Annotated in this window: 16 protein-coding genes and 1 riboswitch; of the genes, 4 read left to right on the forward strand and 12 right to left on the reverse strand. The window is 41.9% G+C overall.

Going from position 1 to position 15,560, the window contains the following annotated elements; genetic code table 11:
• Positions 1-68: 68 nt before the first annotated feature.
• Positions 69-186, forward strand: a riboswitch (SAM riboswitch).
• A gap of 78 nt (positions 187-264) precedes the next feature.
• A complete protein-coding gene (locus tag CVD28_RS25255) occupies positions 265-1,383 on the forward strand; it encodes a methionine biosynthesis PLP-dependent protein (protein ID WP_101597437.1) in 1,119 nt (372 codons plus the stop codon).
• The gene (gene metC / locus CVD28_RS25260) at positions 1,373-2,548 is read left to right on the forward strand and encodes a cystathionine beta-lyase (protein WP_101597438.1); all 1,176 of its coding nucleotides are present in this window, start codon (positions 1,373-1,375) and stop codon (positions 2,546-2,548) included. The genes CVD28_RS25255 and metC overlap by 11 nt, the downstream gene beginning before the upstream one ends.
• A gap of 280 nt (positions 2,549-2,828) precedes the next feature.
• Here the strand turns inward: metC and CVD28_RS25265 are convergent, their stop codons facing one another.
• Together CVD28_RS25265 and CVD28_RS25270 are read right to left on the reverse strand one after the other, a co-directional pair.
• Positions 2,829-3,344, reverse strand: a complete 516-nt coding sequence (locus tag CVD28_RS25265; RefSeq protein ID WP_101597439.1) for a MogA/MoaB family molybdenum cofactor biosynthesis protein — start codon at positions 3,342-3,344, stop codon at positions 2,829-2,831.
• A complete protein-coding gene (locus CVD28_RS25270; protein ID WP_101597440.1) occupies positions 3,344-4,183 on the reverse strand; it encodes an EcsC family protein in 840 nt (279 codons plus the stop codon). Before CVD28_RS25270 ends, CVD28_RS25265 begins: the two co-directional genes overlap by 1 nt.
• 159 nt (positions 4,184-4,342) lie before the next feature.
• Between CVD28_RS25270 and CVD28_RS25275 the strand changes: the two genes are divergently transcribed.
• Entirely contained in the window at positions 4,343-4,552 is a 210-nt protein-coding gene (locus CVD28_RS25275) for a hypothetical protein (RefSeq protein WP_101597441.1), read from the forward strand.
• Between the two features lie 152 nt (positions 4,553-4,704).
• On the opposite strand, the gene CVD28_RS28375 is transcribed toward CVD28_RS25275, so the two are convergent.
• The 8 genes from CVD28_RS28375 to sppA all read right to left on the reverse strand — a co-directional run bounded on the left by CVD28_RS28375 (position 4,705) and on the right by sppA (position 11,647).
• A complete protein-coding gene (locus CVD28_RS28375) occupies positions 4,705-4,851 on the reverse strand; it encodes a hypothetical protein (protein ID WP_180954312.1) in 147 nt (48 codons plus the stop codon).
• 184 nt (positions 4,852-5,035) lie between these two features.
• Positions 5,036-6,226, reverse strand: a complete 1,191-nt coding sequence (locus CVD28_RS25280; protein WP_101597442.1) for an acetate kinase — start codon at positions 6,224-6,226, stop codon at positions 5,036-5,038.
• Between the two features lie 193 nt (positions 6,227-6,419).
• Positions 6,420-7,406, reverse strand: a complete 987-nt coding sequence (locus tag CVD28_RS25285) for a class I SAM-dependent methyltransferase (RefSeq protein ID WP_101597565.1) — start codon at positions 7,404-7,406, stop codon at positions 6,420-6,422.
• 315 nt (positions 7,407-7,721) lie between these two features.
• Entirely contained in the window at positions 7,722-8,222 is a 501-nt protein-coding gene (gene tpx, locus CVD28_RS25290) for a thiol peroxidase (RefSeq protein WP_101597443.1), read from the reverse strand.
• 259 nt (positions 8,223-8,481) lie between these two features.
• Positions 8,482-9,030 (reverse strand): GerW family sporulation protein, encoded by a 549-nt coding sequence (ytfJ, locus tag CVD28_RS25295; RefSeq protein WP_101597444.1) that lies wholly within the window; start codon positions 9,028-9,030, stop codon positions 8,482-8,484.
• A gap of 26 nt (positions 9,031-9,056) precedes the next feature.
• A complete protein-coding gene (locus CVD28_RS25300) occupies positions 9,057-9,713 on the reverse strand; it encodes a DUF2953 domain-containing protein (protein ID WP_101597445.1) in 657 nt (218 codons plus the stop codon).
• A gap of 333 nt (positions 9,714-10,046) precedes the next feature.
• Complete coding sequence (locus tag CVD28_RS25305) at positions 10,047-10,535, reverse strand: RDD family protein (protein WP_101597566.1); 489 nt, start codon at positions 10,533-10,535, stop codon at positions 10,047-10,049.
• Positions 10,536-10,639: 104 nt separating this feature from the next.
• A complete protein-coding gene (gene sppA / locus CVD28_RS25310; protein ID WP_101597446.1) occupies positions 10,640-11,647 on the reverse strand; it encodes a signal peptide peptidase SppA in 1,008 nt (335 codons plus the stop codon).
• A 153-nt stretch (positions 11,648-11,800) separates the two neighbouring features.
• Between sppA and CVD28_RS25315 the strand changes: the two genes are divergently transcribed.
• Complete coding sequence (locus CVD28_RS25315) at positions 11,801-12,601, forward strand: NAD kinase (RefSeq protein WP_101597447.1); 801 nt, start codon at positions 11,801-11,803, stop codon at positions 12,599-12,601.
• Between the two features lie 99 nt (positions 12,602-12,700).
• Here CVD28_RS25315 and rarD read toward each other — a convergent pair whose 3' ends face one another.
• Together rarD and CVD28_RS25325 are read right to left on the reverse strand one after the other, a co-directional pair.
• Positions 12,701-13,630, reverse strand: a complete 930-nt coding sequence (rarD, locus tag CVD28_RS25320) for an EamA family transporter RarD (RefSeq protein WP_101597448.1) — start codon at positions 13,628-13,630, stop codon at positions 12,701-12,703.
• A 133-nt stretch (positions 13,631-13,763) separates the two neighbouring features.
• A complete protein-coding gene (locus CVD28_RS25325; protein WP_101597449.1) occupies positions 13,764-15,395 on the reverse strand; it encodes an amidohydrolase in 1,632 nt (543 codons plus the stop codon).
• Positions 15,396-15,560: the final 165 nt, after the last annotated feature.

The raw sequence follows: 15,560 nt of genomic DNA on the forward strand, positions 1-15,560 counted from the left end.
CCATTTGCAGTATTCCTTGACACGCACTCTTTACTGTAGTAAATTCTAAAGAAATTGAATATTTGTTTTTCTTATCCAGAGAGGTTTAGGGTCTGGCCCGATGACACCTCAGCAACCTTCACGCTCGGTTTGATCAGTGAAAAGGTGCTAATTCCAGCAAGTTTTAAAAAACTTGGGAGATAAGAAGATGGCTTCGGTTCCATGTTTATTCAAAAGTCTTCTTCTTAAGAAGACTTTTTTTATTTTATTTAGGGAGTGGAATGAATGGTAAATATACATACAAAGCTAGCGCAAATTGGCAATCGGAGCGATAAGGAGACAGGAACGGTCAATCCGCCAGTATACTTTTCGACGGCATACCGGCATGAAGGTATCGGACAGTCAACCGGCTATGATTATATTCGGACAGGGAACCCGACAAGGCAGATTTTGGAGCGGGCTATTGCCGATCTGGAAGGCGGGGATGAAGGGTTTGCCTGCAGTTCAGGAATGGCCGCCATCCTTACAGTTCTGTCTCATTTTAAATCTGGCGATGAGTGGATTGTCAGCAGCGACCTTTACGGAGGGACATATCGGATTTTAGAACAGGGCTTTAAGAAATGGGGCCTTGAGAGCAAATATGTAAACCCAAAATATCCTGATGAAGTGGAAAACGCTATTACGCCGCAAACGAAAGCTATCTTTCTGGAAACACCGACAAATCCGCTCATGGAACAGGCTGACATTGCAGACATTGCTAAAATTGCCAAACAGCACAAAATCCTGCTCATAGTGGATAATACCTTCTACACCCCGCTGCTGCAGAAGCCAATTGAGCTTGGTGCCGATATCGTCATTCACAGTGCTACGAAGTATCTCGGAGGCCATAATGACGTCCTTGCAGGCCTGGTTGTGGCTAAAGGAAAGGAATTATGCGATTCACTGGCATTTCACCATAACGGTACTGGAGCCGTATTAAGCCCGTTTGATTCATGGCTTGTCATGAGAGGTATGAAAACACTCGGACTGAGAATGGAGAAGCATGAGAAAAATGCGAAAATTCTAGTTGATTATTTGGCAGACCATAGTCTGGTTGAGGATGTTCTTTACCCAGGCAGGGGCGGAATGATTTCATTCCGGGTTCGAGATGAAGCTGATGTAAACCCATTTTTGCAGGGTTTATCACTTATTACTTTTGCAGAGAGCCTAGGCGGAACAGAAAGTTTTATCACCTACCCTGCTACCCAGACACATGCCGATATCCCTTTGGAAGTCCGGCTGAAGACAGGAGTCTGTAACAGGCTGCTCCGTTTTTCTGTCGGAATTGAAGATGCAGACGATTTAATCAGCGACCTTGAACAGGCTTTTATTAACGTTAGAAAGGAAACTGCAGATGCCCACTGAAAAAGAGTTTTCATTTGAAACCAGCATTCTCCATAACAGCCATAAAATTGATCCGGTGACCGGTGCGGTAAGCGTTCCAATTCACCATGCATCTACCTTCCATCAATATGATATCGACAGCTTTGGCAAATATGATTATAGCCGGAGCGGAAATCCGACACGGGAAGCATTGGAGGATTTGATAGCTGAAATGGAAGGCGGAACGAGAGGTTTTGCTTTTTCTTCAGGAATGGCCGCCATTTCTACAGCTTTCCTGCTCCTTTCTTCCGGTGACCATGTCGTTATTACGGATGATGTTTATGGTGGAACGTTCAGAATGATCACCCAGGTTCTTACCCGATTTGGGATTTCTCATTCTTTTGCAGACATGACCGATATTGAGTCTGTCCAGCGTACCATAAAGCCAAATACAAAGTTATTTTACGTAGAGACGCCTTCTAATCCATTGCTTAAAGTGACGGATATTAAGGAAATAAGCAAAATCGCAAAGGAGCACGGGGCACTTACATTTGTTGATAATACCTTTTTAACACCAGCTCTGCAAAAACCTCTTGAGCTCGGTGCAGACGTTGTCCTTCATAGCGCCACAAAGTTTTTGTCTGGCCATAGCGATACTGTAGCAGGACTTGCTGTAGTTAAGGATCCTGCTTTGGCAGATAAGCTTGGATTTTTGCAAAATTCATTTGGCGCCGTTCTCGGTGTACAGGATGCATGGCTTGTCATGAGAGGAATTAAAACCCTTCATGTTCGTCTCGCTCATTCTGTGGCTTCCGCTGATAAATTAGCTCATTTTTTACAAACGCATGACCTGGTCAGAAATGTCTATTATCCCGGCCTGAAGGATCATCCGCAGTATGCAGTGCAGCAGGAGCAAGCAACAAGTGCTGGGGCCGTTCTGTCATTTGAATTGGAAAATGAGAGTGTTCTTCGTTCCTTTATTGAACATGTTAAATTACCTGTTTTCGCGGTGAGCCTTGGTGCGGTGGAATCCATTTTATCGTATCCGGCTAAAATGTCACATGCTGCCATGCCGGCAGAGGAAAGAGAGAGCAGGGGAATAAGCAGCAGCCTGCTTCGTTTATCGGCAGGGCTGGAAAATGCCGATGACATGGTGCAGGACTTTGCCCAAGCTTTGGAAAAATGTAAAAAAGGAATTACCGTCTAATTGAGTTTACATCGCACTTAAAAACAAAACAGCGGCTCTTTTCCAATATGACCGGAAAGAGGCCGCTGTTGCTTTTATTTTTCTGTACGAATTGTATTAAATTATATTCTTAAAAAGGATATTGAGAAATCCTGCTAAAAAGTCAGGCAGGTTCAGTGGCATTACTCGTTAAAATTATTTAAGGCAAAATCTCATTAATTAGGCGAAACTAATTAATAATTACGCGACAGATTATATTCGCTAACCTTGAATCCTTCTAATTGGAGCAAGCCTTAAAGGTCTAGTCTAAATCTTTCTGAATTTCTTCCACCACATGGCCTAATTCAGGCAAAATCAGCTTTTCCATTGCAAGCCGAACGGCACCAGTTGAGCCAGGCGCTGCAAAAATAGCCCGGTTTGCTGCGACTCCGGCAACGGCCCTGGAAAGAAGTGCAGCCGATCCTATATCCTCTGTGTAGCTGAGCATTCTGAACAGCTCGCCAAAACCTGGTATTTCTTTTTGAAGTACATTTTGCACCGTTTCAATTGTTACGTCGCGTTTGGCTATTCCTGTTCCGCCGTTCGTAAGAATAACTTCCACTTCCTCATTTTCACAGCCCCGTTGTATCGCAGTTTCAATTTCAGCACTGTCATCCTTGACAATTTCATATAGCTTTACAGCATGGCCGGCCTTCTCTAGCATTTCGATCATGAGCCTGCCGCTTTTGTCTGTATCCGATGTCCTCGTATCGCTGACCGTTATTACCATACAATTAATCTGTTTCGGTGCATCATTTTTATGCTGGCTAACGCTCATTAATTGTCCCCTCTTTTCTTTAGTAAATAGCGGTATTGGTAATATTTATGGGCAAACTCTGTTATTCCGCGTGTCATTCGGTAATTCGAGCCGGCTCCTATTGCAACACTTAAAAGAGGCACTCCCTGAAAAAGCTTTTTCCGCAGAATTGTAATAGCCGCAGCCTTCAAAATTTGCTTTAACGGCTGCTCCAGCCACGAGGCATCCGTCAATTCTTCTTTTCCTTCGTAAAAATAATAATCATCAGCTTTGTTTGTCTCTTGAATCAATTCCTCCCAGCCGTATCCCTGCAAACGTCTTGGCATTGCTCCGGCCCTGAACACCTTTAGAGCCATAGTCATCTCAAATGGCGTGTTTACCTCGACTCCATATGTCATGGCAACCAGCTGTACTGCCCTAAGATTAATAACGGTCATGGCAGGGATGTCGCTGCCGAGCAGGACTACTCCGCCTGTTCCGCTGATTCCGCCCTGTGCAAAGGAATACAGGCGATGACGAGCAATTTGCTGGTCTGCTATGTATTTTAATTGGTCAATCGACAGCTCCCTCATATCATCAATAGAAATAACCTCCGGGCTGAATACCCTTGCTGAAGACAATAACCGTTCTCTCGCATCCAACTGGATCTGTGAGCTCTGCACCATGGCATGCAAGTGAAACAGCCAGCTGTCGAGCTTTGCAAAAAATTGTGCCCTTATCTCTTCCGGTAAGAGTAAAAAAGTTTGCTCCAGCCATTTTTCATAAAGAATTTCCAAATCTGTTGGTTCATATTGAAACAGCTTCTCTTCCCAGCCGCTGATTTCATTCCAAATCAATGTTTCACGTTCAGTTAACGCCATATCCAATCCCCCCAAAACCAATTGGCTGATTCTACCTGTAGTATAGCATAATAGAGCTTTTCCGGTCTTTCATTTACAGTGCACACCAAACCATACTTTAAAAACCAGGATAGTTTCAATTTGAACTGTACATCATAGTCTTTGGGGAGGTGAAAAAACATGAACAATCAAAAAAATGGAAACGGTGCTGCACGCAATGTAGCTGAAAGGGTAAAAGATGGTGCAGATGTAGCATTTGACGCTGCCAAAAATTCTATTCAGGCTACCGAAGACATTGCCATGACTGCTGTAGATAAAACTGCAGACGTCATTGATCAAACAACCAATAGTGTAAGCAATGCAATGGGTAATCAGCAGAATCGCAGATAATACAAAAACGCCATTTTTGGCGTTTTTTGTTTAACTTTTAAATAACCTCCAACTTGCTTTGAGATCATCAAGAAGGTTTTTAATCCAGCAATTGAGAGCGGCATGATCTTTTGGCTTCGTAATGTTTCCTAAAAAAGAGGCTTTATAGCCCCTTACTCCTGCTTCATACTATTTGTGGTTTTCATTTCGTTTGCCTCTTCAGAAGCCATTATTTCAGAAGCTCTATCCTTATATGTTCCATAGTGGAAATCGGTTAATTTACCTGTATCTTTTGGCTGACTCGTTTGCTTATTTTCCATTTCACCACCCTCATTTCCTCATAAGACTAAATAGTTTTAGAGGCGAGAAAAAATATTCATACATGTTTACCAAGTAAAATTTACCCATTGATTTATATAATTTATTTGGTAAAAAAACACAACCTTCTAAAATGTCTGAGAACATGACAGAAGGTTGTGTTTTTTGATTGATTATAAGTTGGGATTAAATTCCGGATTTTCTTAAAACATCCCGGGCAATCATAACTTCTTCATTTGTCGGGATAACCATAACTTTAACAGGTGAGTGAGGATAACTGATAAATGCTTCCTCGCCTCGGGTTCTGTTAAGTGCAGGATCCCAATAGATACCCATAAACTCAAGGCCACGAAGAATTTTTGCACGGATTGTTTCACTGTTTTCACCAATTCCTGCTGTAAAAATAACAGCATCTACTCCGCTCATTCTTGCTGCATAAGACCCGATGTACTTATGGATACGTCCGGCGAATACTTCCAAAGCCAGCTCTGCTCGCTCATTGCCTTTTTCAGCCTCTATTTCGATATCGCGAAGATCACTTGAGAAACCGGAAACAGCAAGCATGCCGCTTTCCTTATTAAGGACATCTAGCACTTCATCAGCCGTCTTTCCTGTCTTCTCCATAATAAATGGGATCAGAGCTGGGTCAATGTTTCCAGAACGGGTACCCATTGTCACTCCTGCTAGTGGTGTAAAGCCCATCGAAGTATCGATCGACTTTCCGCCTTCAATTGCAGCGATACTGGCTCCGTTGCCCAGATGGCATGAAATCAGCCGCAGCTGTTCAAGTGGGCGTCCAAGCATTTCAGCTGCACGCTGCGAAACATATTTATGTGAAGTTCCATGGAAACCATATTTACGGATTCCGTAATTTTTATAGTATTCGTATGGAAGGCTGTATAAATAAGAGCTTCCAGGCATTGTTTGGTGGAATGCCGTGTCAAAGACCGCTACGGCTGGAACGTTCCCTAAAATTTGCTGGAATGCTTTAATGCCGGTAATATTCGCAGGATTATGAAGAGGGGCTAAATCAGAAAGATTTTCGATTTGTTCCAGTACTTCATCTGTAATCAGCGCAGAATCAGTAAAGATTTCACCGCCATGGACCACCCTGTGGCCAACCCCATCAATTTCATCAAATGATTGAATGATGCCATGCTTTGTCAGCTTTTCAAGCAATAGCTTAACAGCAACTTCATGATTAGGAATATAAGTAACTTCTTTTATTTTTTCATCCCCAACGGAGATGGTAAAAACCGCATCATTTAAACCGATTCGTTCAACAAGCCCTTTTGTAATGACTCCCTCGCTTGGCATTTCGAAAAGCTGGAACTTTAAAGAAGAACTTCCTGCATTAATGGCTATGATTTTTGACATGACACCGCTCCTTTGAATTGTGCATATAATCCGATACAGCATCTTAATAGCTTGTGTATTAACGCACAAAATTTCCACTTCAAGTAATCATTTAAACATTGAAGCTGTTTTTTATCAAGAACCCGGCAAACATGTTATCGCTTTCATAAGAAAGTAATTATATTCAGAAAGTTCAAGCCCTTTTTAAAAAATATTATTTTTCTTCCTTAAACCAGATATCCATATCATTCATTACTGTTTGCATTGCTCCGCGATTAGACATCTTTGGCAAACTTACAAGCATTGCTTTTTTCGGAGCCTGGAGACCTTCCTTTTTCTTTTGGAGTATTAAAATGCTTTTAGCAGCTGCTTCATTTTTAAATAGGGATATTGGGAGCTGGACCATTCCCTGAATGAAGGTGTATTCTTTTACAAAACTGTTTAGTTTAGGGGCTTGCTCCGATTCAAAAAGGCTGTTGGGGACAATGAAAAATAAATATCCACCCTCCTTTATATGCCGGACACTTTGCTCAATAAATAAATGATGGGCGTACGAGTGCCCTTTATCAGCCTGCATTTCGTAATCTGCGGCCCGCACATCATTCGGATAATATCCGACTGGCAAATCACTGACCACCACATCCACCGGGTCTACAAAAAGCGGATCCAAACTGTCCTGATTGAAAAACTGGACAGACTGCTCCTGCAGGTTCGCTCCGACGTATGATAGCCTGATCAGGGTTTCGTCCACATCAGATCCAACCGCATGAACATCTTTATCGGACAAGTGATTCATCACAGTGAATAGCAGATTCCCAGTACCAACGGCAGGATCAAGAAGAGTAAAGGCAGCAATTTTACTCATAAATTTCCCCGCTAAATAACTCACAAACATTCCTACAGCATCTGGAGTCATTTGATGATTTGGCTGGATATTTTGCTGCATTCCCTTTAAAATAGCAAGCTGAAAGCTTTTGCGTATTTCTTCCTTGCTAAATTTCTCTATCTTAATTTCTCCGTAATGCTTTTGCAGATGCTTACGATTCAGTTCACTGATTTCATCCTGAATTACATCACCGTGGAAAATATTCTCCCCAGTTTCGGCTAGTGCTTCCAGATAGGTGCAATCCAATTCTTCTTGTAATATATTTGCAGTTTCGTCAAATACGCGAAACAATTCTTCAATCGGGGTAAAATTCACCGGCTTTTCCTCCTCTATTTTTTCTTTTTCTATTGTAGCTTTCGGGGAACCTGGACACAAGCTGTATGGCTTTTGCAGTAAAAAGTCGGCTTCTTCCCCTTGTCTAACTACCTGTTGCTGATTTCCAAATTCTATAGAGGCTCTGCAAAATGATTAAGCAGTAAAGTAAAATACAGCGCAAGTTTGGGATCCATCCCGACTGCTGCCGAAACAGCAGCACATGTTTAGGCGGCAGTACTAAATGATAATTAATTACCAAAGAAAATCCCCGCCAAATTCCGGCGGGGACTCTGTCTTTTCATTGCGTCATTTCAATTATTTAGCTTCTTTTGCTGCTTCAATTGCTGCTTCATAGTCTGGGTGGTTAGTTGCTTCGCTTACATATTCTACGTAAGTCACCTTGTCGCTGCTATCAATAACAAAAATAGCACGAGCCAGCAAACGAAGCTCCTGAATATGTACACCGTATGCTTCTCCAAATGATAGATCGCGGTGATCGGAAAGAGTTTGCACGTTCTCAATTCCTGCAGCTGCACACCAGCGCTTTTGAGCAAATGGAAGGTCTACGCTGATTGTCAGGATTTTTACGTCGCCAAGATTGGATGCTTCTTCATTAAAGCGTCTTGTTTGAGCGTCACATACACCTGTATCGATAGAAGGAACGACAGAAATTACTCTTACTGACCCTTTCGTATCATTTAAAGTAACCTCTGACATATCATTTGCCAATACAGTGAAATTTGGTGCCTGGTCCCCAACCTTTACTTCATTTCCTAAAAGTGTAACCGGGTTGTTCTTAAATGTAATGGATGCCATATTAAAATTCCTCCCTTTTAACCTATGTACAGTGTCAATGATATTCGGTATACCATCTTTTTGCAATGAAAATACCTTATTTCTCTCCCATGCTGCACTGAGCCAAAAACATGCTCCCCATGGATTGCTCATTTCTGTCTGCATAGCATATATTCTTCATTTTTCATTCAAACCCTTTAAATAAATGCAAAAAATCCCCTCGGCAAATTTTGCCGCAGGAGGATTTGCATTATCAGTAGCTGTTCAGAAATCATGCTACCTAAAAATCATAATCAGTTGATTCATCATCTGAATCACTTTCAGATTTTTTCTTTTTACTATTTTCATCTTTAGAACCATTTTCCGATTTGTCTTTATTACCCTTACCGTTATCGGAGGATACCCTTTCTTTTTTAGAAGATTGGGAATTTCCATCTTGCCTTTGTCCATTTTTCGATAGCATGGATTGAATTTTTTCGATGGCCGCGGGGGCCACATCCAGTATTTTATCCAGTAAATGAGTGCTCTGATCTAAATGCAGCAGTTTAACTCCCTTTGATCCGACAATTAAAAACGCGATTGGGGTGATGGATACCCCTCCGCCACTTCCTCCGCCGAACGGCTGGTTTTCCTGGGAACCTCCGCCGCGGCTGTCCATTTTGAATTCGCTTCCTCCCGCTGCAAAACCAAACCCTACTTTTGAAACGGTTAGGATAACACTTCCATCTGGCGTTTCAACAGGATCCCCGACGATTGTATTGACATCTATCATTTCCTTTAGGTTTTCCATCGCTGTTGTCATTAAACCTTCAATAGGGTGATTCGACATATTCATTCCTCCAGCATACTAGACTCTCAATCAGCGGCATCAACCGCGGAAAAAGCTTTTGTTTTTGCTTCAGCTTGACCGCTGTTATTTAGCTTATAGAGCATAATTCCTGCTCGAATAGCCTGCCCGATTCGGAATTGGACTATACAAATAAAGTTAACTTCCAGAAAAGGACGGTTAAATTCTGGGGTAACAGAAAAAGAAGGTACACAGCTAATGCGAAAAAACCTGCTTATAATCCCAAGCAGAATTCCCTTCAGGGGAAGGAACGTTCCGGCAAGCACAGCTGCCTGGACAGGATCTCCAGTTCCAATTTGCGAGTGCCACTGAAATTTCCTGATTCGCACGGCAGCAATGAAATTCTGGATAATGGATAACATGGATGACAAATCCTCCGGTGATTCATCATCCAATGCTTTGATCATCCCCTCCAAGGAGAAACGTTTGCTGCCGACTTCCTCTGCTTTTCGGTCTCCGCTTTTTATTTTTTTTGTTAAAGAGTCTTTGTCCATCACTGGAGCGTATAATTTATATCTTATGATTCCAAATAATGCCTTCAGGACAATAATACATCGGTCCTGCTTTTCCCTGTGACTATATTTAATTTCAATTTTCACTTTAACTAAAAGAATGAATCCAAACAGCACTAACAATATGGCTGGAATCAGCAGCAGCCAAATCAATAGCTTCACCACCTTTATTGGAAAGGAAAGTATAAAAACCCATAAAAAATTTCATTCTTATCCGCAAAAAACAGGATACAGATGAATAGTTTGGCTTTTGATTTGAATCTGTTCTCCCATAGCTTCAGCCTTATATCCTTGCTGGAACTTGCAACATTTCCTATGGCAGCAACTGTTCTAGCTTATCCAAACCCTGCCAGCATTCTGCAGCTATGATCCACTTATACGGCACTTCCGTCTCCGGAGATTTTCATCCATTCATTATCGTCTAAACAAAAAAAAATAAACCTGCTGTAGGACCAGCAGGTTCATCTATTCCGATTGTTGGCAGGGCTACCGTTTTTCCAAAACCACAGCTGTATCAGCAAAAATGTCATGCAATCCCTGTTTTTTCGGTAAAAAACCAACAATTATATAACCAATAAAGGTAGTCTTTGAGATAAATCTTCCGATCAATTCCCTGAATAGCACTGTTCCCCAGGATAGCCTATTTCCCTTCAGACCAACAACTTTGAGACCAAATACCATTTTGCCAAGCGTTTGGCCAAGATACTTTGTCATCAATACAAAATACAAATAGAAAACCACTGCAGAAGCGATTGTCACCGGTGAAAAAATAGCTGTATCAAAGTGATTCATTCCAGAAGCCTTTAAAAGCGGCTTGAATATAAGCCTGTCTATGCTGCCCACTATAATCAGGTCAAGTACATAAGCCCAAAAACGCATCCAGAAACCCGCAAATAAGAGACTGCTGTTTTGAGGTTCCTGAGGTGTACTTTCATTTATCCCTATCCGCTCCTCCTCTTCAGCAGAGTTTTGCATCAAAGGATTTTGGAGAGGAGCTGTTTTGTTTTCCGTTTTTATTTCCTGCTCTGGCTGGCTGCCATCTGTCCAGGTATGATTGTTTTCCGTCATCTTCTCTCCCCCTATTCCGAGTATAAATACATCAAACGGGGAGAATTCGATTTTGATAACAGTTTCATGATTCCGGCCATTTCCGCATTCTCTCCACCCAGCTTATTGGCAGCCATTGAAAATAGTGACTCAAATCCCATTTCATCAGTATAGCGGACAACCTGGGCATCCTTCAGCTTTAAATCCTTTCGAATGGCATCCGTAACATCTTCAAGATAACCGAAATCATCAATTAAATTTACTTCCTTTGCCTGTCTGCCGTCATAAATCCTGCCGTCAGCCAGCCTTCTTACTTCAGCTTCCGGCATATTCCTGCCCTCGGCGATAATGGATACGAATTGCTGGTAGGAATTATTGATCATGTCCTGCAGAATCTTTCTTTCTGGCTCCGTCATCTCACGGGTAGGGCTCATAATATCCTTAAATGGACCGCTCTTGATGGTGACAAACTCAACCCCATATTTTTCCGCTAGCTTTCCATAGTTCATGCTCTGCATAATAACCCCAAGAGAACCTGTCAGCGTTTCCGGACTGGCATAAATCCTGTCAGCCGGTGCGGAAATATAGTAGCCTCCGGAAGCCGCCATTGAACCCATCGAGACATAGACAGGTTTTTTTGTCTCCTTTTTAATTTCGAGAATTTTATCATGTATTTCTGCGCTCTCAACTACGCCTCCACCTGGCGAATTAACCTGGAGGATTAGGCCTTTTATAGCATCATCCTCTTTTACAAGCTCAAGTTTTTCCATAAACGAGCGATGGCTGTATCCGCCGCCTCCCATAAAGGATGGGGCCTCCCCAGTATCCTGAATCACTCCATCGACAGTCAATACAGCAATTTTATTAAATTCGTCTCCTTCTTCGATTACTTCCTCCAGATAAGGAGTCTCAGAAGAAAAGAATTCTGCGATTGCGCTTTCTGAGTCTGTAAAGAAAAAAGAAGTTGCAACACTCATGACAATTGAAACAACAAATAATACGGCAGCAATACCAAGCGCTGCCCAGCGTTTACCGTTCATGTACCTATCCTCCCTGTCACTTAAAGTACATATCCTATACGTTTGAAATATTAAAATGTTTCAAAACATGATACACTATGTACACATTCCAATATTGTAGCAAACAATACATCTTTTGGAAAAGAAATTCATTTTTAAGGGAGGAATGCAATAATGCCAAACCGGAGAAACGTTTACTTTTACCACAATAAATCCTCTGAAATGCTAGAAAAGGTCCAGCATTTATCCGAAATAGCCGAGCGGTATTCCTTCCAAATTGTAAGCGATTTCCGTCAGGCAAATGTGATTGTGAGCATTGGCGGTGATGGGACTTTCCTTCAGGCTGTAAGAAAAACAGGGTTCCGTGACGACTGCCTGTATGCTGGCATTTCCACTACCGGAAATTTAAATATGTACTGCGATTTCCACTTAAATGATACCTCAAAAATGATTGAAGCAATGACCCGGGAACAAATTGAGGTCCGCCGGTATCCGACCATTGAAATTACCCTTGATAATACACCATCGTTTTATGCTTTAAATGAACTGAGCATTCGCTCTTCCATTATTAAAACCTTTGTACTTGAAGTTTTTATTGATAATATTCATTTTGAAACCTTCCGCGGGGATGGAATGGTTATTTCTACTCCAACAGGAAGCACAGCTTACAATAAATCCGTAAATGGTGCCGTTGTCGATCCGACGCTGCCATGCTTTCAGGTCAGTGAGCTTGGTTCATTAAATAACAATACCTACCGGACCCTTGGTTCTCCTTTCATCCTTGGAAGTGACAGGGTGCTTACCCTAAAAGTGGTCCAGGACGGAAATAACTTCCCTACAATCGGAATGGATAACGAAGCCATGAGCATGCGCCATATAGAGAGTATCCAGGCAAAACTGAGCGGCAAAATCATTAAAACTGTTAAACTAAAGGATAACTCTTTCTGGGAAAAGGTTAAGCGGACGTTTTTATAGAAAACTAATATAAAATTAGAAGTCAATTTTCGATCTTTTACTGCACAAAAATAAAACTCGCCTGCCATATATACTGCAGTGCGAGTTTTTGATTATATTTTATGCACCAATTCTGCTTTTTCTTTTCAGCTTGGCAGTTCCCTTCCCGAACCACTTTATCCGTGAAAGGGAATATACCGCCAGGGCGCTCCAAATAAATAAAAATGCCAATAAATGAACCTTTGTAAATGATTCATGAAACAAGAATACTCCGACTGTCAGCTGCAGGGTCGGGGCGATATATTGCAGCAGGCCAAGCATGGACAGCGGAATCTTCTGAGCGCCCTTAGCGAAGTAAAGCAGCGGCAGGGCTGTTACGATACCGCCGCCCACCATCAGAAGGCTGGTGGAAATGGTCCCGACGAACATGGAGCTTCCCGTGAATAAAATATAAATAATGTACCCAAGGGCGAGAGGTGTCACCATCATTGTTTCAAGTGTCAGGCCAATTGATGAATCAGCATTGATCAGCTTTTTCGCCAGCCCATAAAGAGCAAAGGTAATCGCCAGACTGAGTGCAACCCAGGGAAATGTGCCAAAGTGGACTGTTAAAATTAGCACTCCAATCCCGGCAAGGGAAAAGGCAAATATCTGTGCACCGCTTAATTTCTCCTTTAAAACAACAACACCAAGAAGCACACTTACCAAAGGATTAATATAATACCCAAGACTGGTTTCAAGAATATGGTTTGAATTGACTGCCCATATAAAAATTCCCCAGTTTCCGGTCACTAGAAGCGAAGCAATTAATAAGGCCCAGAATTTCTTTTTGTTTTGCTTAATTTCCTTCAGATACAACCTAAATTGCGGCCATTTTTTTGTGAATAAAAGCAGGCCTATCATAAATACAAAAGACCAGAACACACGGTGGGCCAATATTTCACCTGCTGATACATGGTCTAGCCACTTCCAATAAATTGGAATTATCCCCCACAGCAGATAGGATAGGGCAGCATAAAACGCCCCTTCCTTCTCGTTTGATAGCTTCATAAGGACCTCCTATTAATAACAGCGTATCACCCTGGATGAGGCAACATATCAAAATGTTTACACATTTTAATAGAATCTACGCTTCTTGAAAAAAATATTTCTACTCTCGAAATAACTTTTATTATAAGGGGTGTTATGAATTATTGCTATCTTTTTTTCTGTTAAGTTTAGATGAAGTGAAAACTGCTTCCCCATCCACCACAGTCATTACCGCTTTTATATCAAGCAATTCATCTGGATCAATTTTAAAAATGTCCTTATCCAAAACTGTAAAGTCAGCCAAGAAACCTTCTTTAATTTGGCCGCTTTCATGCTCTCTCCCCGCTGCATAAGCGCTCCCCTTCGTAAATAAACTGACAGCTTCATACATTGAGAGGCATTGTTCTTCCGCAAACACTTCTCTTTTCTCCTTACCCGGCTTTGACCTTGTTACGGCTGCATGAATACCCAGCAGCGGATTGGCATTTTCAACAGGGGCATCTGATCCCCCAGCACAAACTATCCCTTGATTTATGAGGGTCTTCCAAGCATAAGCGTATTTCATAAACTCCTGGCCGATTTTTTCTATGACCCATGGAAAATCCGCAGCTACAAAAATAGGCTGAATATCAAATATAACGGGGAGACTTTTTGCTTTTTCTATTAATTCTCTGTTCAACACCTGAGCATGAATAAGCCTATCCCTTTGTCCTTTTAAAGGCGGATGTGTTTCGATTGCATGCAAGGCATATTCAAACGCCAAATCTCCGATTGCATGAATCGCAACAGGCATACCAAACCTCCGTGCCTTTGCTGTTAGCAGGGCCAGTTCTTCTCGTGAATGGATGGCAACTCCATTGGTCTCTGGGTCATCTGCATATGGATGGCTTAACAGCGCTGTCCTTCCCCCAAGGGAGCCGTCTGCAAATATTTTCATTGCTCCAAGCTCAATAAATTGGGATCCGCTTTCTTCTTTAAGTCCTGACTCGGCCATGTCTTCCACAACCTCATAATGCACAAGAAGATTTGTACGGAACTTCATCTCTTCCTCTTGGATAACCTTATAAATAGCCTCATAAGTTGACGAAAAACCATTATAGTAATGTAAATCCTCCGAATGTACGCCTGTTAACCCCAATTGATAGCAATCGGATATAGCTGTTCTCAGTGCTTTAGTCAGGTAATCACCAGAAATATCCGGAAGGCAGGAAAGCAGGAGCTCCTGTGCCTGATCCTTTAACAGACCATTAATCCTGCCGTCTTGATTACGGCCTATCACACCACCAGCAGGATTTTTTGTCTGTTCTGTTATATTTGCCAGCCTCATGGCAAATGAATTTACAACAAGCGCGTGACGGCAGACGCGTTTTAACAAAATAGGATGTTCATCCGATATTTTATCAAGATCATCTAGGTGAATAAGTTCTTGGCTATCCCATTCATTCTCATTCCAGCCTTCACCAATAATCCATTCCCCTTTTTCTGTTTGGCTGCACTTATCCTTCACAGCCTCCAATACCGCCTGCCTGCTTTTTAAAGATGATAAATCCAGCCTCATTAATCTCTCACCGTGACCAATTAGGTGCATATGGCTATCAACTAGTCCAGGAAGCATCGTATTTCCATTAAGATGTATTTCGTCTGTAATAGCTGAATGAAAGACTTTTCGAATTTCCATCAGTGATCCTGCTTTAAGTATCCTGCCCGAATCGGTGTATACAGCCTCCACTTCTGTATTTTCAGCCTCCATTGTATAAATCTTTCCGCCGAACCATAATGTGCCCATATGTTAGAACCTCTCTGACTAAAAAGTAGTAAACAATTCTATTTTTTTAACGAAAATTTGAAATGCCAACGGCTCCTGCTAAAATAGCAATGTCTGTGGATTGCGTAAAATCACTGGCATGCTTTTTCTGGTATCACTGATATCAGTAGAAAGCAGTGCCAGAAT

The sequence above is a fragment of the Bacillus sp. M6-12 genome (assembly GCF_002860285.1).
Lineage (GTDB): Bacteria > Bacillota > Bacilli > Bacillales > DSM-1321 > Peribacillus.

Coding starts and splice junctions, on each gene's coding strand:
- ytfJ (WP_101597444.1), bottom strand. CDS start 9,030: ATGTCGAATCACCCTATTGAAGGTTTAATGACAACAGCGATGGAAAAC.
- tpx (WP_101597443.1), bottom strand. CDS start 8,222: ATGGCATCCATTACATTTAAGAACAACCCGGTTACACTTTTAGGAAAT.
- metC (WP_101597438.1), top strand. CDS start 1,373: ATGCCCACTGAAAAAGAGTTTTCATTTGAAACCAGCATTCTCCATAAC.
- sppA (WP_101597446.1), bottom strand. CDS start 11,647: ATGAACGGTAAACGCTGGGCAGCGCTTGGTATTGCTGCCGTATTATTT.
- CVD28_RS25265 (WP_101597439.1), bottom strand. CDS start 3,344: ATGAGCGTTAGCCAGCATAAAAATGATGCACCGAAACAGATTAATTGT.
- CVD28_RS25305 (WP_101597566.1), bottom strand. CDS start 10,535: ATGCAAAACTCTGCTGAAGAGGAGGAGCGGATAGGGATAAATGAAAGT.
- CVD28_RS25270 (WP_101597440.1), bottom strand. CDS start 4,183: ATGGCGTTAACTGAACGTGAAACATTGATTTGGAATGAAATCAGCGGC.
- CVD28_RS25255 (WP_101597437.1), top strand. CDS start 265: ATGGTAAATATACATACAAAGCTAGCGCAAATTGGCAATCGGAGCGAT.
- CVD28_RS25315 (WP_101597447.1), top strand. CDS start 11,801: ATGCCAAACCGGAGAAACGTTTACTTTTACCACAATAAATCCTCTGAA.
- CVD28_RS25280 (WP_101597442.1), bottom strand. CDS start 6,226: ATGTCAAAAATCATAGCCATTAATGCAGGAAGTTCTTCTTTAAAGTTC.
- CVD28_RS28375 (WP_180954312.1), bottom strand. CDS start 4,851: ATGGAAAATAAGCAAACGAGTCAGCCAAAAGATACAGGTAAATTAACC.
- CVD28_RS25325 (WP_101597449.1), bottom strand. CDS start 15,395: ATGGGCACATTATGGTTCGGCGGAAAGATTTATACAATGGAGGCTGAA.
- rarD (WP_101597448.1), bottom strand. CDS start 13,630: ATGAAGCTATCAAACGAGAAGGAAGGGGCGTTTTATGCTGCCCTATCC.
- CVD28_RS25275 (WP_101597441.1), top strand. CDS start 4,343: ATGAACAATCAAAAAAATGGAAACGGTGCTGCACGCAATGTAGCTGAA.